We start from the raw sequence: 21,653 nt of genomic DNA, 5'->3' as shown, positions 1-21,653 counted from the left end.
TCCCTTCATGGGTTGACGTGTCGTCAGCGCGTTCCGAGCCCTCCGAGCGTGGCAGCGGCCACAGAAACAATCAAGCGTGCCTGCATGGTTTCTTGCCACGGTGCCGGGCCACCGGGATCCCGCCCTCGGGGACCTCGCCTTGGGGATCTCGTCCTTGGGCCGCCGGACTCGAGGGTCCCGTCCTCGGAGCCGCTGGACTCGGAGCCGCCGGACTCGGGGCTCGCGTCCTCGGGGCTCCCGTCCTCGGGGCTCGCGGCGAGGGCGCCGCGGCCCCGGTCCCGTTCGCTGTCGCCTCAGCCCTGTCCGCCGTCGCCGTGCTTCCGACCCCTGCCGCCCTGCTCCCCGTCGCTGCCGCCGTGCTCCCCGCCAGGGCCACCGCGCTCCTGACCGCCGTGCTCCTGACCTCTGCCGCCGTGCTCCCCGCCGCAGCCGCGCAGCCGGCGGCGCAGACTGCCGCGCACCCGCTCGCGCGCCCGCTCGCGCCGGTCCGGCACACCGACCGCCCCGGCGCTCGCGGCCACGACCAGGGCGATCGCGAGCCCGTCGGTGAGCGTGAGCTCCTGGCCGAGGACCAGGTATCCGGCGAGGGCGGCGACAGCCGGCTCCAGGCTCAGCAGGACGGCGAAGGCGGCCTCGGGGAGGCTGCGCAGGGCGAGCAGTTCGAGGGTGTAGGGCAGCACCGAGGAGAGCAGGGCGACCGACGCGGCCAGGCCGAACAGCACGGGATCGGTCAGCGCCACCCGGGCCTGCCCGGCACCGAACGGCAGGGCGAGCAGGGCCCCGACGGCCATGGCGATGGCGAGGCCGTCGGCGCGCGGGAAGCGGCGGCCGGTACGGGCGCCCAGCAGGACGTATCCGGCCCAGACCACCCCCGCGGCCAGCGCGAAGCCGACTCCGGCCGGATCCAGCCGGTCGAACCCGCCCCGGCCGAGCAGGAACACCCCGCCCAGCGCCAGCGCCGCCCACAGCAGACTCGCCACCCGGCGGGAGGCGAGGACGGACAGGGCGAGCGGACCGAGCACCTCCAGGGTGACCACGGTGCCCAGCGGCAGGCGGTCCAGCGCCTGGTAGAAGAGGGTGTTCAGGCCCGCCAGCGCGGCACCGAAGCCGCACACCACCGCCCAGTCGGCGCGGCTGTGACCGCGGATCCGGGGGCGGCACACCACCAGCAGGACGACGGCGGCGACGACGAGGCGCAGCGTCACCATCCCGAGCGGGCCGGTCCGCGGGAACAGCAGCGCGGCCACGGCGGAGCCGAGCTGGAGCGAGACCGCGCCGCCCGCCACCATCGCCACCCCGGCCGACCGGGGCAGCCGGGACACCGGCGCGGACGCGGCAGACGCGGGGCCCGCGGCGGCAGACGCGGGGGCGGACGGAGAGGGGGCGGGGGCAACGAGGGTCCTGTCTTCGCTCACCCCTGCACGCTAAGGAGGCGATCTTCGCCCCGTGAAATGCCGGATTCCCTGTTGTTATGCTTCGAACGCATGACCGTCGAGCTGCGTCATCTCCGCTGCTTCCTCGCCATCGCCGAGGAGGGGAGCATCACGCGCGCCGCCACCCGGCTCCACCTCACTCAGCCCGCGGTCTCCCGCACCCTGAGCCGGCTGGAACTCGCGCTGGGCGTGCGCCTGGTGGACCGGTCGACCCACCATCTGGAGCTCACCACCGAGGGCCGGGCGTTCCGCGACAAGGCCGCGGCGGCCGTCGCCGCCTTCGACGAGGCGGTCCTCCCGGCCCGGCTGCGGCAGTGGCCGCTGCGGCTGGGGCACCCCTGGTCGGCGGCGGGCGAGTACACGACGCCGCTGCTGCGCCGGTGGAGCGAGGCGCACCCGGAGACCCCGCTGGAGCTGCTGCGCATCGACGACCGGACGGCCGGGCTGACCCGGGGCGCGGTCGACATCGCGGTGCTCCGCGGCCGGGTCGACGCCCCTGGGGTGATCACGGAGCAGCTGTACACCGAGCCGCGGGTGGCGACCGTGCCCTCCGACAGCCCGCTGGCCGCCCGGCCGGAGCTGACCCCGGCGGACATCGCCGGGGAGACGGTCGTCCTGAACAGCGTCTCCGGCCTCACCACACCGGACCTGTGGCCCGGCGGCCCGCGCCCGGCGGCGACCCTGACGGTGGCCAACACCGACGACTGGCTGGCGGCCATCGCGGCCGGCCGGGGCGTGGGCGTCACCGCGGCGGCCACCACCCGGATCCACGCGCACCCCGGGGTGACCTACGTCCCGGTCACCGGCGCGCCGGACGTCCCGGTGTTCCTGGCCTGGCGGGACACCGCGGGCCACCCGGCCATCCCGTCCCTGGTGGCCCTGGCCCGCGAGGTGGTGGCGGAGAGCGGGGGGTGAGGCCGGGGCCGCGATGGGGCGGTGCCGTCGGTGACGCCGGGGGCAGCCGGTTGCGCAGGATCCCCGGAACCCGGGAGCCCGGACCCGAACGGCACCCGAGCCATGCGACCGCCTTCTACCTCCCGGCCCCTCGGAAAGCAAGACAGAAAAGGAATGCGGAAAGCGTGAAACGGCCCGCCGGAAATCCCGACGGGCCGTCACCACGGAAGCACTGGCCGAAGAGTATCCGGCCGCCGCATCAGGCGTGGCGGAAGAACTTCACGTAGCCGCCGTTGTCCGGGCGCTCCCACAGGCCCTTGAAGGCCCAGTTGATGTAGCCGCCGTCGCCGGTGTTGGTGAATTCGCCGTCCTCGAAGACCCAGATGCCGTAGACGACACCGTCGTAGGTGGCGGAGCCGTAGCCCTGGACCCCGTTGAAGTGCTCCTCGTAGCCCTGGCTGAGGTTCATCACCATGACGTTGTACTTCTGGCCGCTGGCGTAGAACGCCGACTCCATGAGGTTCTTGACGAAGCCCTCACGGTTCTGGGCGGTCTTGATCGACGCCTCGATCTTGTTGGCGATGCCGAGAACGTCGACGTTCATGTTCAGGTTGGCGTTCGCGCCGACGCTGACCGGCGACTCGCCGGCCGCGGCGGCCGCCACGGCCGGGGACGCCGAGGCAGTCGCCGGGAAGGCGACGGCGGTCGCGGTAAGCGCGGCGCACAGCGTCACGGCGGCGAGGCTCTTCTTCACAATGCTGCGGGGGGACATGGTTCTCCTCGTTCTCTACGGGACTGCGGAGCCATTGATCCGACTCACCGGTAACACAACTGGCGAGTAACGGAGATGGGCCCGGAATCGTGCGGGATTCGTCCGCTCGGTCCGAACGGAAACGATGCTTCGGCGCCCCGCTCATGATCGGCTCACAGCCCGCTCACACCGCCCGGAAAGGCCTTCTTCGGCGTTCCGCTTACGATGTCGTCCAGATGGTGAGATAACCGGGTACCCCGAAGCAACCCTGCTCTCTCCGGAACGTCTTTGGAGGCACAAGGCCGTTTCGGCGCAAGCCTGTTCAGCAAGAGGGAACTCGAGGCACGATGGTTCAGTTTCGGCTACTGGGGCCGGTTGAAATCGAGATGAACAATGGCCGGCTGATCCCTCTGGGTTCGGGGCGGGTCCGCACCGTGGCGGCGGTGCTGATGAGCGAGGTCAATCAGGTCGTCCCGGTGGGCCGGCTGATCGACCTCGCCTGGGACACGGAGCCGCCGGCCCGGGCGCGGGGTGTCGTCCACAACCATGTGCACCGGCTGCGGCAGCTGCTGGCCGGGCACGCCGAACTCGTCACCCGCGGCACGGGATACGCGCTGGCGGCCGACCCCGTCACGGTGGACGCCACCCGCTTCCGGCATCTGGTGGCCGCGGCGCGCGGCGCCGAGCCGCACCGGGCCGTGCCGGTGCTGCGCCAGGCCCTCGGGCTCTGGCGCGGGGACGCCCTGGCCGACGTGCCCGGCGAACGGGTGCGCCGGATGCTCGGTGTGGGGCTGGCCCAGTCGCGGGTCGCGGCCCTCCAGGACCTCGGGCGGCATCTGCTGCACCTCGGCCGGCACGGCGAGCTGATCACCGAACTCACCGCGGGAGTGGCGGAACACCCGCTGCACGAGGAGCTGACCGCGCTGCTCATCCGCGCCCTGCAGGCCGACGGACGGCAGGCCGAGGCGCTCGACCAGTACTACCGCGCCAAGCGGCAGCTCAACGACGAGCTCGGCATCGATCCCGGGCCCGCGCTGCACGGCGCCTATCTCGCGGTGCTCGGTGGGGAGACGGTGCCGGCGCGGCCGGTTCCCGCCGCCGGGCGCAGGGCACCGGTCCGCGCCGCGTCCGGCGGCCCGCCGGCCCTGCGAAGCGGGCCCGCGCCCGGCGGGCCGTGGCACGACCGGATCGCCGGCGTCCGCAGCGGGCCGGACCCCGCCGACGACGTCTGGCGCCCGCCGCCGTCCGTCCCCGCCGCCGCACCGCTGCCCGGCCCGGTGCCGGACTTCTGCGGCCGGGAGCGGGAGCTCGCCGCCCTGGACCGGGCCGCCGCGCCGCCCGGCGCCGGCTGCGTGGTCCTGGCGGGCGGGGCCGGGACGGGCAAGACCACCCTGGCGGTGGAGTGGGCGCACCGGCGCCGGTCCGACTTCCCCGACGGGCAGTTCTTCCTCGGCCTGCGGGGGCTCGGCCCGGAGCCCCGCGAGCCCGGGGCGGCCCTGTCCCTGCTGCTCACCGCCCTCGGCGTGCCGGAGGAGGCGATTCCGCCCGCACTCGCGGACCGTTCCGCTCTGTACCGCTCGCTGGTCGCCGGACGCCGGATCCTGGTCGTCCTGGACGACGCGGGCACCGTCGGCCAGGTGCGCCCCCTGCTGCCCGCCGCCCCGGGCTGTCTGACGGTGGTCACCAGCCGCAGACGGCTGACCCCGCTGGCGGTCCGGGACGGCGCCACCCTGGTGACGGTGTGCCCGCTCGCCCCGGACGACGCGCTGGAGATGCTGGGTTCCGCGCTGGGCCGGCCGCGGATCGCCGCCGAGGAGGACGCGGCCCGGCGGGTCGTCGGCCTCTGCGACCGGCTGCCGCTGGCGCTGCGGATCTCCGCCGCCCGGCTCATGGCCCACCCCGACTGGAGCCTGGAGTGCTGGGCCCTGCGGCTGACCGACGAGCGGCGGCGGCTGACCGAACTGTCCGTGCCCGGCGAGGACTCGGCCATGGACGCCGCGCTCCGCCTCAGCCACGACGCGCTCTCGCCCGGCGCCGCGGGGCTGTTCCGCGTGCTCGGGCTGCTCCCGGGCCCCCGGATCGAGGTCTCCCGGGCCGCCGAACTCGCCGGGCAGGACCTGGACCGCACCCGGCGCGAACTCGCCGAGCTGTGCGACGCGCACCTGCTCCAGGAGCACGTCACGGGCCACTACCTCCGGTCCGACCTGGTCCGGATCTATGCGCGGCAGCTGGCCGTCCCCGGCCCGGCCGCATGAGGGCCGGGCCGGGGACGGAGCGTCAGGTGCCGCCGCGGCCGCACGGTCGGCGCGAAGCCTGCGGTGCGGTCCGGCGCCGACCGGCCACCCGTCGGCGAGAAGCCGGCGGCCGGGATAGGCGAACGCCGGCCGCCCGCCCCGGGCGGGTCAGCGGCCCAGCTGCTCCTTCACCCGCTTGCCCTCGGCGGACTCGCCCAGCGTCTTCCACAGCTTGGCGGAGCTGAGGGAGGTGTAGACGCCGGGGGCGCCTTGCGCCGCGCAGCCGTCGCCGTAGGAGACGATGCCGGTCTGGATGGGCTCCTCGCGGCCGGGCACCGTGCGGAAGATCGGGCCGCCGCTGTCGCCCTGGCAGGAGTCCTTGCCCTCCACGCCGGCGCAGAAGTTGACCTTGGAGTTGTACTCCTTGTAGCTCACCTGGCACTCGGCGTGCGAGAGCACCGGAACCTTCACCTCACGGAGCCGGTCCGGGGTGTGCGGGATGTCGGTGTCGGTGTTGCCCCAGCCGATGACGGTGGCCTTGGCGCCCGGGCGGATCAGCGCGTCCGTGCCCGGGGTCGGCATCTTGGCGGGGGCGATGCCCGTGACCGGCTTCGCCAGTTCGATGAAGGCCATGTCGTAGGCCGCGTCGCCCTTGGTGTAGCGGGGGTGCACCACGAGACCGGAGTCGCCGGGGCCCTCGGACTTCCGGACGTTCCGGACCTGGCCCTGCTCGGAGTCGGAGAGCACCGTGCGGCCGACGGCGACCTGGAGCTTCTTCGGATTCTCGCCCTCGACGCAGTGCGCCGCGGTCATGACGACGTTCGGCGCGATGAGGCTGCCGCCGCAGAACTGTCGCTTCAGGGCGTTGCCGGAGCCCTTGTGCAGCAGCGCGGCCATGAACGGGTACGCGTCGTTGGACGCGCCGCTGCCGCCGATGATCCGCGTGCTGGGGCGCGAGCGCTCGCCGGACGGGGCGTCGGCCTGGGCCGCCGGCGCGGCGGTCGCGACCAGGGCGGCGACCGCGGCGGACGCCATACCGGCGGCGGCTATTCTCCGGGCGTTGCGACGGGAGGAAGAAATGCGCATGGGGGGTCTCCTCTGTGCGTAACGAAACTCCGGCAAGCAGAAATGAGGGCTCGCGGAATCGAGCCCGACATGCTTGGGGAGAAGCGACGTTGAGCAACCCTAGAAGTCGCCCGGTGGCCGCGTCAAAGAATTCCCGGAGGAATTCCGGTTGTTCGGCACAGGGAATGCGACGGGAACGCGACGGGCCATTCTTCACGCCGCTCACTCAGACGCGGAACCGGCTCCCGAGGTTGATCCGGAATCCGAAGTTCTTGGTACGGGACGGGTTTGTACGGGGGAGGCGGCCGGTGACCGGCGGAGAGCGGAGCGGCCGTGCGGGGATTCCCCGGGAGTTCGGCGGCAAGCCCCGGCCGCTCGGCGGAAAGCCCTGGTCGTTCGGCGGGAAGCCCCGGCCGTTCGACGGAAAGCCCTGGTCGTGCGGCGGGAAGCCGCCCCGGGCGTTCCGTGGGAACAACTCCCCGCCCGCCCCTCACAGGTGCTCCGCGAGCACCTCCGCGAGGTGCCGCCCGCGGCGGCCGGACAGCTGGTCGAGCTGGGTGCGGCAGGAGAACCCGTCCGCGAGGATCTCCGTCCCGGCGGGCGCGGACCGCACCGACGGCAGCAGCTGTTCCTCCGCGCAGGCCACCGACACGTCGTAATGGCCGCGTTCGAAGCCGAAGTTGCCCGCCAGGCCGCAGCAGCCGCCGCTCAGCTCACCGGTCAGCCCGGCCCGTTCCCGCAGCCTGCGCTCCGCCGCGTCCCCGAGGACCGCGTGCTGGTGGCAGTGGGTCTGGCCGGCCACCGGGCGGTCCAGCCGCGGCGGCTCCCAGTCCGGCGCGTACTGGTCCAGGGCCTGCGCGAAGGTCCGTACCGACGAGGCGAGTTCCGCGGCGCGCGGATCGTCGTCCACCAGCTCCGGGAGGTCCGTCTGCAGGGCCGCCGCACAGCTCGGCTCCAGCACCACGAGCGGCAGCCCGGAGCCGAGCACCGGCGCGAGGGCCCCCAGGGTGCGCCGCATGACCTTCCGCGCCCGGTCGAGCTGCCCGGTCGACACCCAGGTCAGCCCGCAGCACAGCGCCCCGCGCCGGGGCGAGGGCGGCAGCACGACCCGCAGCCCGGCGGCCTCCAGCACGGCCACCGCCGACCGGCCGACCGACGGCGCCAGGTGCTCGGTGAAGGTGTCCGGCCAGAGGACGACCGTCCGGCCGCGCTCCGCCCCGGCCGGTCCGCCGCCGGACGGGCCCTCCCGCTTCCGCCACCACCGGGTGAACGGCTCGGGCGCCAGCTCCGGAACGCTCCGCTCGGGCGCGATGCCGCCGAGCCGTTTGCCGAGATCCCCCAGCGGACCGCGCGCCGCCGCGTTGAGCAGCGGGGCCGACCGCAGCGCCGCGGCCGAGCGCAGCCACACCGGCAGCCACCCCATCGCGTAGTGGGCCGCCGGGCGCACCCGCCCCTCGTAGTGGTGGTGCAGGAACTCCGCCTTGTAGGTGGCCATGTCCACCCCGACCGGGCAGTCGCTGCGGCACCCCTTGCAGCTCAGGCAGAGGTCGAGGGCGTCCCGCACCTCCGTGGAGCGCCAGCCGTCGGTGACGACCTCGCCCGCGAGCATCTCGTGCAGCAGCCGCGCCCGGCCGCGGGTGGAGTGCCGCTCCTCGCCCGTCGCCCGGAACGACGGGCACATCACCCCGGCCCCGGCGACCGCGGTGGTACGGCACTTGGCGACGCCGACGCACCGGCGCACCGCCGCGGAGAAGTCGCCGCTGTCGTGCGGGTAGCCGAACTCCACGTCGACCGGCTTCCGGGGCAGCGACGCGAAGCGCAGGTTCTCGTCGAGCCGGTCCGGCCGGGCGAGGATGCCCGGGTTGAGCCCGCCCGCCGGGTCCCACAGATCCTTGAACTCCTCGAACGCGCCGACCAGTTCGGGCCCGTACATCCGCGGCAGCAGCTCGGCCCGCGCCTGCCCGTCGCCGTGCTCGCCGGACAGCGAACCCCCGTGCTCCACCACCAGGTCGGCGAGGTCCTCGGAGAAGTGCCGGAAGCGCCGCACGCCGTCGCGGGTGAGCAGGTCGAAGTCGATCCGGACGTGGATGCAGCCGTCGCCGAAGTGCCCGTACGGCGTGCCGCGCAGCCCGTGCTCGGCCATCAGCCCGCGAAAGTCCCGCAGATAGCCGCCCAGCCGGGCGGGCGGCACCGCGCAGTCCTCCCAGCCCGGCCAGGCCTCACTGCCGTCGGGCATCCGGGTCGCGGTCCCCGAGGCGTCCTCGCGGATCCGCCACAGGGCGCGCTGCCGGGCCGGGTCGGTGACCACGTCGCGGTCGGTGGTGCCGTCCGCCGCGGCCCGGCACAGCGCGTCGGCCCGCGCCCGGGCCTCCGCCGCGTCGGCGCCGCCGACCTCGACGAACAGCCAGGCGCCGCCCTTGGGCAGCCGGGCCGCCGCGGCGCCGGGCACCAGGTCGGAGGCCATGCCCTCGACGGTCAGCGGCTTGTGCGGCAGCAGGGTGTGCGCGGCGTCGGCGGCAGCGCCCTCGTCCTCGTAGCCGAGCACCGCCAGGACCCGCGCGCCGGGCGCCTCGACGAGCCGGACGCTCGCCTCGGTGAGCACCCCGAGCGTGCCCTCGCTGCCGGTGAAGGCCCGCGCCCAGTCGGCCCCCTTCTCCGGCAGCAGCTCGTCCAGGGCGTAGCCGGAGATCCGGCGGGGCAGCTCGGGAAAGCCGGTGCGCAGCAGCGCGAGGCGCGCGGCGACCAGGGCCTCGGCGCCGTCCCGCAGCCGCGCCGGGAGCCCCGTGGTCCGCTCACCGCGGCCCAGCCGGACGCGCTCGCCGCCGTAGGCCAGGACGTCCAGCTCGTGCACGCTGTCGGCGGTGGTGCCCCAGGCGACGGAGTGCGAGCCGCAGGAGTTGTTGCCGATCATGCCGCCGAGGGTGCAGCGGGCGTGGGTGGACGGATCGGCGCCGAAGGTCAGCCCGTGCGCGCCCGCCGCCCGGCGCAGCTCGTCGAGGATCACCCCGGGCTGGACGACGGCGGTCCGGCGCTCCGGGTCGACGGACACGATGCGGTTCATGTGCCGGGTGAAGTCCAGCACCACGCCCACCCCGGTGGCCTGGCCGGCGATCGACGTCCCGCCGCCGCGCGGGACGACCGGCAGCCGGTGCTCGCGGCAGACGGCGAGCGCGGCGGCGACGTCCTCGGCGTCCCGCGGCGCGACGACGGCGTCCGGGACCCGCCGGTAGTTCGACGCGTCCATGGTCATCAGTGCCCGGCTCGTGGAGTCGAAGGAGACCTCACCACGGACCGCTGTCCGCAGCGCCTGCGCCGCGTCCGGGGAGAGCTCGCTGTCCCTGCGCCTGTCCATGGGCCCAGCCTGCCCGAAACCCGGCCGCCTTCACCTGTGCGGACGGTGAAGGATCCGTAGGGCGGACGGGTGACGGGGCCGTCGAGGGGACGGCGGAGGGGCCGTCGTGCGGACGGTGAAGGGGCCGCCGGGGCCGCCGGAGGGGGACGGTGACGGAGCCGCCGGGGCCCGCCGTGGGGACGGTGAAGGGCCCATCGGCGCCGCGCCCCCGTTCAGCCACCCGGGGGCCCGGCCTGCGCATCCCCCGTCGGCGCGGGCCCGGACCCGCGCCCTCCGCACGGTGCCGCACCGCCCGGCGGCCCCTCGCGAAGCGGAACGATATGTCTCATCCGCTGGACTCCGCCCTGCCACCCCGCCCCGACGGACTAGGCTGCCCACCGTGGCTGAGATCCAGATTCCCGCTGACATCAAGCCCGCCGACGGTCGTTTCGGCTCGGGCCCGTCCAAGGTGCGTACGGAGGCGCTCAGCGCCCTGGCGGCCACCGGAGACTCCCTCCTCGGCACGTCCCACCGCCAGGCCCCGGTGAAGAACCTGGTCGGCCGGGTGCGCGACGGCGTCCGCTCCCTGTTCTCCCTGCCCGAGGGCTACGAGGTGGTGCTCGGCAACGGCGGCTCCACCGCCTTCTGGGACATCGCGACCCACGGACTGATCGAGAACAAGTCCCAGCACCTGTCCTTCGGCGAGTTCTCCTCCAAGTTCGCCAAGGCCGCGGGGCTCGCCCCCTGGCTGGCGGACCCGACCGTCATCGCCTCCGACCCCGGCACGCACCCCGAGCCGCGGGCCGAGGCCGGTGTCGACGTCTACGGCCTCACGCACAACGAGACCTCCACCGGTGTCGCCGCCCCCATCAAACGGGTCGCGGGCGCCGACGAGGGCTCCCTCGTCCTGGTGGACGCCACCTCCGGCGCCGGCGGCCTGCCCGTCGACATCGCCGAGACCGACGTCTACTACTTCGCACCGCAGAAGTCCTTCGCCGCGGACGGCGGCCTCTGGCTCGCCGCCTTCTCCCCCGCCGCCCTGGAGCGCGCCGCCCGGATCCACGCCTCCGGCCGCCACATCCCCGAGTTCTTCTCGCTGCCCACCGCGATCGACAACTCGCTGAAGAACCAGACCTACAACACCCCGGCCCTGGCGACGCTCTTCCTCCTCGCCGACCAGCTGGACTGGATCAACGGCAACGGCGGCCTGGACTGGGCCGTCGAGCGCACCGCCGACTCCTCCTCCCGCCTCTACGGCTGGGCCGAGAAGTCCCCGCACGCCACCCCGTTCGTCACCGACCCGGCCAAGCGCTCCCAGGTCGTCGGCACGATCGACTTCAACGACGACATCGACGCCGCCGCCATCGCCAAGACGCTCCGCGCCAACGGCATCGTGGACACCGACCCGTACCGCAAGCTGGGCCGCAACCAGCTCCGGGTCGCCATGTTCCCCGCCGTCACCCCCGCCGACGTCGAGGCCCTGACCGCCTGCGTCGACTACGTCATCGACAAGCTCTGAGGCGTATCCCCGCCTCCGCATACGGGCCTCCGGCAGCGCGCCGGGGGCCCGTACGCATGGGTGGGGCCGACGTCGTCCTCTGAGTGTCGGCGGTGCCCCGGGGGCCCGTACGCATGGGTGGCGCCGTTCCCCGGATCCCCGTCCCGGTGGAGGGCGCGCGCCCGGTCCCGCGGGACGCCCGGCAGCCCCGTGGGACCGCCCGGGATGACGGCCGCACCGCTCTGTGCCTCCATGGAGTCATGGCCACACCAGGACTCGCACCGTTTGTGCGGCAGGGCTGCGTCCTGCTGACCACGCACAAGCGGGACGGCACGTCCGTGGGGACGCCCGTCCACATCGCCGTCGAGGGCGACCACGCCTACATCCGCACCTTCGGCAAAGCCGGCAAGGTCAAGCGGATGCGCAACTTCCCCGAGGTGGAGATCGCCCCCTGCACCCGCTTCGGCAAGCCGACCGGACGCACCCGCCGGGCCCGCGCCCGCCTGCTCGACGCCGGAGGAGGCGAGAACGCCCACGCCGGCGCCCTGATCGAACGCAAGTACCCGGTGGTGCAGCGCTTCCTCGTCCCGGCGGCACACCGCATCCAGCGCGACCGGACCCTCCACTACGAGCTGCGGCTGGTGGAGGACGAATCGGCATCCTGACCGGCGACCGTGCACACCGGCGAGCACCGGCTCAGCCCCGTCGGCCCGGGTGTCGTCTGCGTTCTTGCAGGGTCTTGCAGGGGCGCAGCTCGGCAGTCGGCACGTCCAGCACCACATCCCCCGTGTACTGGACAGCCATAGTCACCGACCCACCACGCAGGAACGTCACTGTCGGTATATCCCGGTGAAGGCGGACTCCATCCTCTCAAGTCATCACACTGCGCGGTGAATCCATGACGGATTGGTGCACACCGCTGTAGCGTCCAGACGTACATGACAACTTCACCATCCAGGGAGCACACCGTGCGCCGTCGCACCACGTCCGCCTTCTCCATGGCGGCCGCAGCCTTGCTTCTTGCCGCTTGCGGCGGCGGGACGGAAAAGAAGAGCGACGAGATCGCCGGGGCGAACAAGGGCCAATCCTCGGCTTCATCGAGCACCTCACCGGCCGACGACCACGTCAAGCGACCGAATATGCCATTCCCCGGCGACTACAAGTCGGTTGCCGATTGGAAGGCGCCGACGGATTCTCAGCAGGCAGCCGCACTGAAGGACGCCCTGAACTTTTCACTGGCCATCCGTCACGGCGTCATCGAGCAGGACGCAAATGATCCGGCATACCTGTTCTATGCAGCCCCGCTCGGAAGCGCGAAAGAATACGCCAAGGATCAGATTCAGAAGCACATCGACGGGGGCTGGACGCTGACCGGCACCGAGCGCTGGAGCCGACCCGAAGTCAGAGTTTCCACGGACGACAAAAGGGCAGCCGTAAGCTTCTGCCATGACCAGTCGAAACTGTACGGCAAGGAAGTCAAGACCAAGAAGGTTCTCCGGACGAAGGAGAGCGACAAGGACTACTCCGTCTTCGAGCTGGTGATGGAGCGCGCCCCCGAGGAAAATCTTTGGCGGGCCAAGTCGATTGAGGTCAAGGGGGAGGCCACACAGTGCAAGGACGTTTCGCAACAAGACTGACCGTCTCCGCACTACTGACTGTCTCGTTGACCTGCCCGGCAGCCCCGGCATTCGCCGGGGACCCGGTGGACATCACCACCCCCGCCACGGGAGGGCGGAAGGATGACACGCTCTACGCCCAGGCCGCGAAGATCTCCTACGACACCTCGAAGAACGGATCGGGGCGTTCGACGGGTGGCCTGACCGTGTCCGGAAGCAATTGGACCCCGCCGCCCTGTTGGTACGCACCGTTATGGAATCCCGAGGAATTCGCGAAGAAGACCGAGAAGGAGTACAAGGAAACCATCAACTACCCCGGACAGGCGAACTACGCGAAACGGGCCGTTGACGAGTATCGCCGGGAGTACAAGGACGGCAAGTACAAGAACTACAACAAGGACAAGCAAGGCAAGGGCATGTGGTGGGCCGCGGTGGAGAACCCCGCGGAACCAGATGTCCTCAAAAAGGGATCCTGTGACCGGCTGCCGTTCTGGGCAGACAACGGTAAGACCCCGAAGGTCGAGAACGCCATCGATCCGGAAATCCTTGCCGGGCTGGCATACCAGCAGATCAAGGTCCCCGAAAGCAGAATCGAGATCAACCCGGACGACCGTCAAACGGTCAACCTCGCGACCTGGGCCTGGCTCGACAGAGCCACCTTCAAGCCGATTTCGGTCACGGCCTCTGTCGCCGGGGGGCTCAATATCCAGGCGACCACCACCGCAACGCCGGTCGCACTCAAGCTGGATGCGGGAACCAAGGATGTCGAATTGCACCCGTCATCCGGCGAATGCCCGATCGGCAAGAATGGCAGCATCGGCCGACCCTACTCCAAGGGAAACGCCGAACGGACTCCCCCGTGCGGACTGACCTATCTGCGAGCCACATCGGGCACCGCCCCGTACAAGCTCAGGGCAACCATTACCTGGAAGGTCGAGTGGAAGGGAACCGGAGGCACGGGCGATCAGCTGCCGGACGGAGCCTTCGGCACCGACCAGGATGTCACCGTGCAGGAAGCCCAGGCAGTCGTCGACTCACGCAGCGGCACCGGTTCATGACCTCCGCACCAACGGCCTGAACAGGGGCCCGCACCGCGGACAGGCCAGTCGCACACCGGTGGGTACCGGGCGTCCGCCCGAGGCCCGGTACCCACGGTGCGAAGCCGCCAATCTGGGGTCCCGTACTCATGACAGCGCCGCGGCCCGCCCCTGATGCTGGCGTGGCCCGGCGCTCCCCGCGTCGGTCCGTACCGATGTCTCCGTCCGTACCGATGTCTCCGAGGGCTGATCGAATGAGTTCCGTGTCCGTCTCCCGAGTGCTGCCCCCGGCGCTGGCCGCCGGCGTGCTCTGCGCGCTGGTCCTCTCCGGGCTCCAGCCGCACGACCGGCTGACCTGGGTCCTGGAGACGTTCTGGGTGATCGTCGGCCTGCCGGTCCTCGTGCTGCTGTGGAAGCGGTTCCAGCTCACCCCGCTGCTGTGCTGTCTGCTCGCCGCGCACGCGCTCGTCCTGATCGTCGGCGGGCACTACACCTACGCCGAGGTCCCGTTCGGACACTGGCTGCAGGACACCCTCGGCCTGGAGCGCAACCCCTACGACCGGATCGGCCACCTCACACAGGGCTTCGTGCCCGCGATCCTGGTCCGCGAACTGCTGGTCCGCACCTCGCCGCTGCGCGGCAGCGCCTGGCTGGCGCCGCTCACGGTCTGCGGCTGCCTGGCGTTCAGCGCCTTCTTCGAGATGATCGAGTGGTGGGCGGCGCTGGCGGGCGGCGCGTCGGCCGATGCCTTCCTCGCCACCCAGGGGGACCAGTGGGACACCCAGTGGGACATGGCCTGTGCGCTGATCGGGGCGGTTCTCGCGCTGACCCTGCTCAGCCGGTTCCACGACCGCGGGCTCGCGCGCCTCACGGCTCCCACCGCAGCCCCGGCGGCCTCGCCCGCAGTCCCGGCCTGAGCGCAGCACTGCGGCGATCGCTGCACCGCGCGGCGCAGGCGTACAGAGCCACTCCGGGCCGCTCACCCGCTGTCTTGGGCGGTTGAGCCGTCAGGCGTCGGCGACGGGGTCACCGGCCGACGAGTCCCCGGCGCGGGGACACGGTGGATCTCGTAGACCGGGTAGGCCACCGCCAGGCCGTCCACCCGGCCCTGGAAGACGGTGGTGCGGGTGAACCCGGCCTTGGCCAGCACGCAACCGGAGGCGGGATTGTCGGGATGATGCTTGGCGCTCAGCCGGTCCAAGTGGGTGGCAGTGAACGCATACGCGATGACCTGCCGGACAGCAGCGGTGCCGTACCCGCGCCCCCAACTGTCTTCCCGCAAGATGTAGCTCAAGGTGGCGTGACCGGCGCCCCGGTCCCGGAGCTTGATTACCCCGATCAGGTCAGCACCGGCGGTGACGCCGAAACACCACCGTTCGCGCGGGCTCACCCGGGCTTGAGTGATGGCGGTCGTGACGCAGGTGGTGGCCTCCCCGATGGTCATGACGTATCCGCGAGTGAAGGTGACGGAAGCGCCGCTGTAGATCCTTTGCACGGCCAACGCGTCACCGGGGACCAGGTCCCGCAGCGTGATCACTGGGTCTCCTCGATGAGGGCGACCAGGTCGGCGGCGGTAGGCCGCTCGTTGGGGACGGGTGCCATGCACGCGGTGACGATCTCCTCGAAGACGGGGAAGGACCACGGCCGGGCGTCATCGAACCAGAGGCGCTTTCCGGCGGCGATGGCGTGGAGCTTGTCCACCCGCGGGGTGTCATCGGCGTAGGGGACAGGGCGGCGTCCGGTCCAGCACCAGAACAGGGATGCGCCCAGTCCCCAGATGTCGGCCGGCGGTTGGGCCTGGATGTGGGTGTCGGCGGATGTGGTCAGGAGGGCGTCGGCGATCTCGGGTGCGGTGGTGTGGGTCAGGGCGCCCCGGTACGGAAGCCGACCTGCCCTCTCGTGCCCGCACGACAGGGCGAAGTCGAGTAGTGCGGCGCGGCCGTCGGGGGTGATGAGGGTGTTGGTGGGCTGCACGTCGGCGTGGGCCCAGCCGGCTGCGTGCAGCCGTTCAAGCTGCTCCGCCCAGGTCCGGGCAATACCCAGGAGCCACGGCCGTACCGAGGGCCGGTCTCCCTCGGTCCCGCGGGCCAGGGCCATGGCGGTCCACGAGGGGGTTCCGTCGATCCAGCGGACCGCCAGCCACCGGCCGCCCTCCCACGCGCCCGCATCGACCCGGTACCCGGGACTGACGGCGCCCGCGTCGGCGAGAGCACGGAGGTGCCGGTCCTCCTGGGCCATCTCCGCGACCTTGTCGCGCCCAGGTGCGGCCTCGGGGTTGTTGGCCTTCAATGCCACAGTTCCCCGGGAGCCGATGACCTTCCATGCGCGGGAGCCTCGCCGGTCACTGAGCAGATCGCAGATGGCCGGACCCAACAACTGCTCGAGGGCTGCTACCGCCTCGGCCGGAGGTGCTGCGCCCATAATCTGATGTCCTTCCAGTCGTGCCCGAGATGGCTGAACACGTCGCGGCCGTCGTCCTCCGCGGACGCCACGGCAGCCGCCAGGTTCGGAGTGCCTTGCAGGAACCGCCCGTCGCGGGGCCGGACGGCGGCCCGCACCGGCAGGAACGAAACCGGTGGCGGCGGGACACTACGGCCGCTGCGGTCGGTGCGCTCCTCCCCCGCAGCGAACTTGCCGATCATCAACCCCACCGGCCCGTATAGGTGCTTCAGAGCCCAGTGCGGCCACTGCAACACTTCCCTTCCGGCGCCCAGGATGGCCACGTTTTCGCACACGACCGCCCCATGGGCGCGGGGCACCAAGGGCCGAACCCATTCAGCGGCCTGCACGGCGGCATGAAACACCTCGGCCTCGACATCCTGGGAGGCGCCGACGGCTTCGTACAGCGTCCAGCCGGTCAGTCCGCGATCGAGGGACGGGGCGAGGTAGGGACAGTGGGCGGTGACGGCCCGCATGTAGGCGACGATATCTGCCCGGGGGGTGGTCGTGCGGGATGCGATGAGGCGGAGCGCCCCAGCACTGGACCGGCGCGCTCCGCCAACGGACATGGTCATCACAGGGTTGCTGCCGCCGCCTGTCGTGTGGGCGCCGCCACGTCGCCGCCGTCGCCCGGGACTGGCGAACAGTCCCATTCGGCGACCACGGTCCCAGTCTCGCGATAGCGGGCCAGCCTCTCGTGGTCCAGGCCCCCGTGCTGGTCGGTGAACCAGATTTCGGGCAGTGGCCCGAACAACTCCCCATAGGCACGGACCCAGGAGATTTCACCGGCTCCCACATTCGGGGCGTGCCCGATCCGGCGCCCGGCGTGTTCGATGCAGAATTCCTGGTAGTTCGGCGAGTTGAGAAGACGGTGCCATTCGCTGTCGATGGCCGGGGAGAACATCTCCGGGGCAGTGCAGCCGGCATCGAACTGCCGGACGGCGACCTCAAGGAACCTGCCGAGTTCGACCTGCTCCACGGTGTTGGTGCTCACGGTGTGCTCCTCTCGTTGATTCGAGTGGTGCCGGCGGCCGGGCGGAGCTGGCCTCTTTCCTCCACCGGGACCCGGGGTACAAGGGGCGACCCGGTGTTCGTCAGGGCGTACAGAGCATCGGCGAGGTATCCACGGCCGGAGTGGCCGACTCGTCGTTGCATGCTCCGGGAACTCTGCGGCGACCGACAGTCACAGGATGCTCACTACAAAGCAAGGGAAGTACCCCATACCGGGGTACTTCCTGACTGCTGCTCAACTTGACAGCCGCTTGCCCTCCCGGTCAGGCCACTGCTTGGCCCATCCATGCGGCAAGCGTCCGTACGTCCTGGCCAACACGGCGGTACTGCTGCGCGAGGAGCCGTACCGCCTCGCGGGCCATGGGGTGATACCGGGTCTGTTGAGGTGCCACATGACGGGCATCTTGCAAGGCTGTCAGGGCCTTGCCCCGATCGCCGACGGCAAGGAAGGCACGCGCGGCGTCGATGTGGTGATGTCCCCGCCGGGTGGGCGGTAGCGACGGGGGCAGGCGCAGAGCGCTCGCTCTCTTCGCGGCCTCATCGGCATTCTTGAGTTCGACCTGCGCCGCGATGTCGTGTACCGCGACGTTCGCCGGGCCGAACGTAAGGTGGTAGTGCACCCGGTCTGTTTGGTCAGGGATCCGCACGGCGAGCCGGGAAGCCTCGGCGAGATGGTGCTCTGTGGCCTGCACGTCTCGGGCGCGGGAAGCGAGCGTGGCCTCACGCAGTCGCAGGCTGCCCAGCAGCGTCACAACAGACGACGAGGATGTGCCTGCTTCTTCGCTGAGTTGGTCACGAGCGTGGTCCAAGAGCCGGAGCCCGGCGCCGTACTCGCGGGCAGCCTGGAAGCCTCCGGCTCGTGACCACTGGGCGAGCGCAACCGTCAACGGATCGGCCGAGATGCCTGCTGCCCAGCGCTGCCGGTCATCCAACTGCCCAGCGAGGTCCGCATATCCGAGCCGGTAGGCGAGGCAGTGTGCCATGTAGTAGGCGGAAGCCAACATCTTCGCGGCCTGGAGCTTCTTATCACCTTCCAACAGATGCACCGCAGCTGTCAGTTCTTCCAGCAGTTCGGGTAGTGCCCGGCCGAGCCGGGTGTACCGGGCCGCTGCACGGTGGCGGGTGGCATCCTCAAGGTCACCGGCAATGTCCGCCAGAGGGCGCGGCGTGGTTCGCCACTCCGGAGGTAGATCGAATGCACGCACCACGGCCCGGATGGCAGCGATGGGGGCGTGTGCCTTCTCGTCAGATGGTTGCTGTCCACGGTAGGGCTGGCCGGTCAGCTCTTCCACGCTCACAGCAAGTGTTCGGGCGACGGTGGCGAGAAAGCCGTGAGTGGGCAGGCGTTCGCCCCGCTCAACTTTGCGGATGTTCCCCAGGGAGAGGTGGGAGTGCTCGGCAAACTCACGCTGGGTGTAGCCCGCGAGGTTCCGATAGGAGGCGATCCTCGCCCCGATGCTCTCGTCGGCATGATTGGGCATCTGGACTCCGTTTCGACTTCACCACTCGAAACGGTACTCCGCAGGCTTCGGCCTGGGATACGCCTACGGCTCGCTTCCACGGCATTTGGGGGCGGGCCGATTGGCCTACGGGCTGCGCATGTTCCTCTTCGCTCCGGGCGGCGTGTGGACGGTCGCCCGCCGCGTAGCCCCTACCCTGCACCCGATGCCCCCGCTCACCGTGCCGAGCGGCGGGCCGCGGGCGTCGCCATTCCCTCGGCTGACCTGCGGCAGCTGCAGTCGCTACCAGTGGTTGGCAGCGAGGGTCAGCGACTACGAAGCCTGACGACTTCTCCACGTAGGGGGCCACGACGCCCTCGCCGCTAAGGGCCAGAACGGCGTCAGGCCGTCCAGGCAGTCACCGCCGGCGGAAGATCCGGCCGAGCCCCAGCAGCAGCACGGCCACCCCGGCCACCGCCAGCGCGCCCACCACCAGGTTGAGGTCGGTTTCGAGGCTGCTGTCACCGTCGTCGTCCCGGTCCCGCGCGCCGGAGGAGCCCTTGCCGTCCTCGGACTCCTCCTGCGCCGCCGAGTCGGGCAGCAGCTCACTCCGCAGATCCACCCGCGTCACCCGGGACCGGGCACCCTCCGTGCCGTACATCAGCGCCCGGCCGTCGGGCGTGAAGGTCACCGACTCGCCCTGCCGCTGTATGGGGAGGCTGGGCTGCCCGAGTCGCTCCGGGGCGCCGTCCTTCCAGCGGTACTCCAGCGCCGAGAAGTAGCTGCGGACGGCGAGCCGGCTGCCGTCGGGCGAGAAGGCGGCGTCGGTGGCCCACAGGTCGATGTCGGCGATTCGCTCGAAGGTGTTCACCCCGGACGCCGACATCCGCTTCGGCCCCGCGAACAGCCCGCCGCCGTCCTCGTGCTTGCTGATGATGTAGACCCGGCCGGTCTTCGGGTGGACCAGCAGCGACTCCGCGTCGCGCGGCCCCCCGTCGTAGCGGACGGTGTAGCGCACCGGGGTGACCGTGGTGTCCCGCAGCTCCTTCGGCTCCTGGAACTGGTAGATCCACACCTCCGGCCAGCCGCCGCCCAGGTTGTCGCCGATGTCCCCCACGTAGACCCGGCCGCCGGGCCCGACGGAGATCGCCTCGACGTCCCGGGTGTCGATGCCGCTGAGCGTGACGGTCGCGACGGTGCGGCCGGTGGCGCTGTCGACCGCGTAGACGTACGGGCCGTCGTCGCTGTCGTTGTGCGTCCAGTAGATCCCGGGGTGCTCCCGGCTGGCGGCCAGCCCGCTGGACTCCGTGATCCGTTGGTCCTCGATGCTGAACGAGGACGGGCCGTCGGGACCGGCGGCCGCCGCGGGCACGGCGGCCGGAACCACAACCAGGGCAGCGGCGCCGAGGGCGCACAGAAGCGAACGCATCCCTAAAGATTGCCACCTGCCGGACACGGTCGGTGCCACGCGAACCGGCCGGAGGCGGCCGGGAGCCCCATCGTGGGCCGGTCCGTCCGGTCGAGTCCCCCTCGGCGGTCCGGGCGAGTAGCGTCCGCAGCACACCGCCAGGACGGAGCCGCCATGCCCGACGAGCCCTCGATCGGTCAGAACCTCGCCCGCCTCCGTGGCCAGACCGGGCTCACCCAGCAGGAGCTGGCCGACGCCTCCGGCGTCAGCGTCGCCACCATCCGCAAACTGGAGCGCGACGGGCGCTCCACAGCACTGATGGGCACCCTCGCCAAGCTGGCTCGCGCCCTGGACGTCAAGCCCTCGGCGCTGCTCGGCCAGCCCCAGGCGCTCCGTCAGGAGGACGGGGAGCGGACCGCGAGCGTCGCCGTCCTCCGCCGGAGCATTCACGCGCTGGACGAGATGCCCGGCGTCCCGGTGACCGTCGAGGAGCGCGAAGGCCCGGCCCTCGACGAACTGCGGCGCACCGTACGGATCCTGTGGCAGGCGTACCACGACGGTCGGCACGCCCTCCTGATCGGCGGCCTCCCCGACCTCATCGGGGGCGCGAAGGCGGCCGTGCGCAGCCTCCGCGGGGAGGGCGCCCGCGAGGCGGCGGCCGACCTCAGCCGCGGCTACCAGCTCGCCGCCCACGCCGCCGTTCACCTCGCCCAGGACGACTTGGCCCGGTCGGCGCTGGACCGGGCGATGCTCGCGGCCGACGCGGCGGAGGACCCGCTCCTCGTGGCCGCGGGCTGCACCGGCCTCTCCTGGGTGCTGCTCCGCCAGAACGAACCGGAACTGGCCGCCCGGATCGCCGTGGCGAAGGCGGCCGAGCTCAACCCGCGCGTCTCGCCCTCCGATTACCCGGCCCTGCGCATGTGGGGACGGCTGATGCTCTGCGCGGTGACGGCCGCCTCGCGCCAGGAGGACCACGACGGGGCGAAGGAGTTGCTGGACGAGACCCGCCGCTGCACCACCGTGGTGCGGGACGACGCCACCGACTACACGAACGGCGGCAACTACGCCTTCTTCGGCCCGGCGAAGATCGACATGATCGCGGTCGAAGTCGCCGTGTCCCAGGGCAGATCCGGTGAAGCACTCCGCCTGGCGAAACGGGTCACCCCCTCCCGCCGCGTCCCGCCCACCGGCCGCAGCCGCCACCTGCTGGACGTGGCGCAGGCCCAGACCTGGGAAAGCCAATTCACCCCAGCTGTCTCCACGTTGACCCGGGTCAGGGAGGCCACACCGGAGTGGATGCGGTACCAGGTGCTCGCGCGCGTGATCGTCCGGCAGATCGTGGAGGGCAAGGGGCGGCGCCGGATCGACGGATTACTGCCCCTGGTCGAGCATCTGAACGGGCGCACCGGCTGACCGGACGGCAACTGATACACGGCGTATCACTTCGCGCCGCGTAATCCGTCCGGCACGGACCGTCCCCATGTCCCGGTGCCCTCG

The 21,653-nt window shown here is 71.7% G+C and carries 18 protein-coding genes; 8 read left to right on the top strand and 10 right to left on the bottom strand.

Annotation, left to right across the window (positions count from 1 at the left end; translation table 11 throughout):
• Positions 1 to 293: 293 nt before the first annotated feature.
• The gene (locus tag ABT112_RS25560; RefSeq protein ID WP_502975440.1) at positions 294 to 1,415 is read right to left on the bottom strand and encodes an EamA family transporter; all 1,122 of its coding nucleotides are present in this window, start codon (positions 1,413 to 1,415) and stop codon (positions 294 to 296) included.
• Positions 1,416 to 1,484: 69 nt separating this feature from the next.
• Between ABT112_RS25560 and ABT112_RS25555 the strand changes: the two genes are divergently transcribed.
• Positions 1,485 to 2,348, top strand: coding sequence for a LysR family transcriptional regulator (locus tag ABT112_RS25555; protein WP_351513333.1), 864 nt, complete (start codon positions 1,485 to 1,487; stop codon positions 2,346 to 2,348).
• Between the two features lie 238 nt (positions 2,349 to 2,586).
• Here the strand turns inward: ABT112_RS25555 and ABT112_RS25550 are convergent, their stop codons facing one another.
• A complete protein-coding gene (locus ABT112_RS25550; RefSeq protein WP_351513331.1) occupies positions 2,587 to 3,099 on the bottom strand; it encodes a stress protein in 513 nt (170 codons plus the stop codon).
• A gap of 365 nt (positions 3,100 to 3,464) precedes the next feature.
• Here ABT112_RS25550 and ABT112_RS25545 point away from each other — a divergent pair, with 365 nt between their 5' ends.
• Positions 3,465 to 5,333, top strand: a complete 1,869-nt coding sequence (locus ABT112_RS25545) for an AfsR/SARP family transcriptional regulator (RefSeq protein ID WP_351513329.1) — start codon at positions 3,465 to 3,467, stop codon at positions 5,331 to 5,333.
• Between the two features lie 147 nt (positions 5,334 to 5,480).
• Here the strand turns inward: ABT112_RS25545 and ABT112_RS25540 are convergent, their stop codons facing one another.
• Positions 5,481 to 6,398 (bottom strand): S1 family peptidase, encoded by a 918-nt coding sequence (locus tag ABT112_RS25540; RefSeq protein ID WP_351513327.1) that lies wholly within the window; start codon positions 6,396 to 6,398, stop codon positions 5,481 to 5,483.
• A gap of 469 nt (positions 6,399 to 6,867) precedes the next feature.
• Positions 6,868 to 9,729 (bottom strand): FAD-binding and (Fe-S)-binding domain-containing protein, encoded by a 2,862-nt coding sequence (locus ABT112_RS25535; protein WP_351513325.1) that lies wholly within the window; start codon positions 9,727 to 9,729, stop codon positions 6,868 to 6,870.
• A gap of 379 nt (positions 9,730 to 10,108) precedes the next feature.
• Here ABT112_RS25535 and serC point away from each other — a divergent pair, with 379 nt between their 5' ends.
• The 5 genes from serC to ABT112_RS25510 all read left to right on the top strand — a co-directional run bounded on the left by serC (position 10,109) and on the right by ABT112_RS25510 (position 14,776).
• A complete protein-coding gene (serC, locus tag ABT112_RS25530) occupies positions 10,109 to 11,227 on the top strand; it encodes a phosphoserine transaminase (RefSeq protein WP_351513323.1) in 1,119 nt (372 codons plus the stop codon).
• 239 nt (positions 11,228 to 11,466) lie between these two features.
• Entirely contained in the window at positions 11,467 to 11,871 is a 405-nt protein-coding gene (locus ABT112_RS25525; protein ID WP_351513321.1) for a PPOX class F420-dependent oxidoreductase, read from the top strand.
• A 303-nt stretch (positions 11,872 to 12,174) separates the two neighbouring features.
• Positions 12,175 to 12,843 carry a hypothetical protein gene (locus tag ABT112_RS25520; protein ID WP_351513319.1) on the top strand — a complete coding sequence of 223 codons (669 nt, stop codon included), beginning with the start codon at positions 12,175 to 12,177 and terminating at the stop codon, positions 12,841 to 12,843.
• Positions 12,844 to 12,908: 65 nt separating this feature from the next.
• Positions 12,909 to 13,880, top strand: coding sequence for a hypothetical protein (locus ABT112_RS25515; RefSeq protein ID WP_351513317.1), 972 nt, complete (start codon positions 12,909 to 12,911; stop codon positions 13,878 to 13,880).
• A gap of 233 nt (positions 13,881 to 14,113) precedes the next feature.
• Positions 14,114 to 14,776, top strand: a complete 663-nt coding sequence (locus ABT112_RS25510) for a DUF2238 domain-containing protein (protein ID WP_351513316.1) — start codon at positions 14,114 to 14,116, stop codon at positions 14,774 to 14,776.
• A gap of 62 nt (positions 14,777 to 14,838) precedes the next feature.
• Here ABT112_RS25510 and ABT112_RS25505 read toward each other — a convergent pair whose 3' ends face one another.
• The 6 genes from ABT112_RS25505 to ABT112_RS25480 all read right to left on the bottom strand — a co-directional run bounded on the left by ABT112_RS25505 (position 14,839) and on the right by ABT112_RS25480 (position 20,177).
• Positions 14,839 to 15,396: a GNAT family N-acetyltransferase gene (locus ABT112_RS25505; protein WP_351513314.1), complete on the bottom strand. Its 558-nt coding sequence runs from the start codon at positions 15,394 to 15,396 to the stop codon at positions 14,839 to 14,841.
• Positions 15,393 to 16,280 (bottom strand): protein kinase domain-containing protein, encoded by an 888-nt coding sequence (locus tag ABT112_RS25500; RefSeq protein ID WP_351513312.1) that lies wholly within the window; start codon positions 16,278 to 16,280, stop codon positions 15,393 to 15,395. Before ABT112_RS25500 ends, ABT112_RS25505 begins: the two co-directional genes overlap by 4 nt.
• Positions 16,250 to 16,774: a hypothetical protein gene (locus tag ABT112_RS25495; protein WP_351513310.1), complete on the bottom strand. Its 525-nt coding sequence runs from the start codon at positions 16,772 to 16,774 to the stop codon at positions 16,250 to 16,252. Before ABT112_RS25495 ends, ABT112_RS25500 begins: the two co-directional genes overlap by 31 nt.
• A gap of 98 nt (positions 16,775 to 16,872) precedes the next feature.
• On the bottom strand, positions 16,873 to 17,292 hold the full coding sequence (locus ABT112_RS25490) for a hypothetical protein (RefSeq protein ID WP_351513308.1): 420 nt from the start codon (positions 17,290 to 17,292) through the stop codon (positions 16,873 to 16,875).
• 280 nt (positions 17,293 to 17,572) lie between these two features.
• Positions 17,573 to 18,790, bottom strand: a complete 1,218-nt coding sequence (locus tag ABT112_RS25485) for a helix-turn-helix domain-containing protein (protein WP_351513306.1) — start codon at positions 18,788 to 18,790, stop codon at positions 17,573 to 17,575.
• 376 nt (positions 18,791 to 19,166) lie between these two features.
• Entirely contained in the window at positions 19,167 to 20,177 is a 1,011-nt protein-coding gene (locus tag ABT112_RS25480; RefSeq protein ID WP_351513305.1) for a hypothetical protein, read from the bottom strand.
• A 153-nt stretch (positions 20,178 to 20,330) separates the two neighbouring features.
• On the opposite strand from ABT112_RS25480, the gene ABT112_RS25475 reads away from it, so the two are divergent.
• Positions 20,331 to 21,569 carry a helix-turn-helix domain-containing protein gene (locus ABT112_RS25475; RefSeq protein WP_351513303.1) on the top strand — a complete coding sequence of 413 codons (1,239 nt, stop codon included), beginning with the start codon at positions 20,331 to 20,333 and terminating at the stop codon, positions 21,567 to 21,569.
• Positions 21,570 to 21,653 lie beyond the last annotated feature (84 nt).

It is taken from the genome of Streptomyces sp. NPDC002055 (assembly GCF_040296705.1).
In the GTDB taxonomy this organism is placed as follows: domain Bacteria; phylum Actinomycetota; class Actinomycetes; order Streptomycetales; family Streptomycetaceae; genus Streptomyces.
Note: the sequence above shows the minus strand (reverse complement) of the source record. Positions and strands in the feature narration are given on the sequence as shown.

Coding starts and splice junctions, on each gene's coding strand:
- ABT112_RS25555 (WP_351513333.1), top strand. CDS start 1,485: ATGACCGTCGAGCTGCGTCATCTCCGCTGCTTCCTCGCCATCGCCGAG.
- ABT112_RS25550 (WP_351513331.1), bottom strand. CDS start 3,099: ATGTCCCCCCGCAGCATTGTGAAGAAGAGCCTCGCCGCCGTGACGCTG.
- ABT112_RS25545 (WP_351513329.1), top strand. CDS start 3,465: ATGAACAATGGCCGGCTGATCCCTCTGGGTTCGGGGCGGGTCCGCACC.
- ABT112_RS25540 (WP_351513327.1), bottom strand. CDS start 6,398: ATGCGCATTTCTTCCTCCCGTCGCAACGCCCGGAGAATAGCCGCCGCC.
- ABT112_RS25535 (WP_351513325.1), bottom strand. CDS start 9,729: ATGGACAGGCGCAGGGACAGCGAGCTCTCCCCGGACGCGGCGCAGGCG.
- ABT112_RS25525 (WP_351513321.1), top strand. CDS start 11,467: ATGGCCACACCAGGACTCGCACCGTTTGTGCGGCAGGGCTGCGTCCTG.
- ABT112_RS25510 (WP_351513316.1), top strand. CDS start 14,114: ATGAGTTCCGTGTCCGTCTCCCGAGTGCTGCCCCCGGCGCTGGCCGCC.
- ABT112_RS25500 (WP_351513312.1), bottom strand. CDS start 16,280: ATGGGCGCAGCACCTCCGGCCGAGGCGGTAGCAGCCCTCGAGCAGTTG.
- ABT112_RS25495 (WP_351513310.1), bottom strand. CDS start 16,774: ATGCGGGCCGTCACCGCCCACTGTCCCTACCTCGCCCCGTCCCTCGAT.
- ABT112_RS25485 (WP_351513306.1), bottom strand. CDS start 18,790: ATGCCCAATCATGCCGACGAGAGCATCGGGGCGAGGATCGCCTCCTAT.
- ABT112_RS25480 (WP_351513305.1), bottom strand. CDS start 20,177: ATGCGTTCGCTTCTGTGCGCCCTCGGCGCCGCTGCCCTGGTTGTGGTT.
- ABT112_RS25475 (WP_351513303.1), top strand. CDS start 20,331: ATGCCCGACGAGCCCTCGATCGGTCAGAACCTCGCCCGCCTCCGTGGC.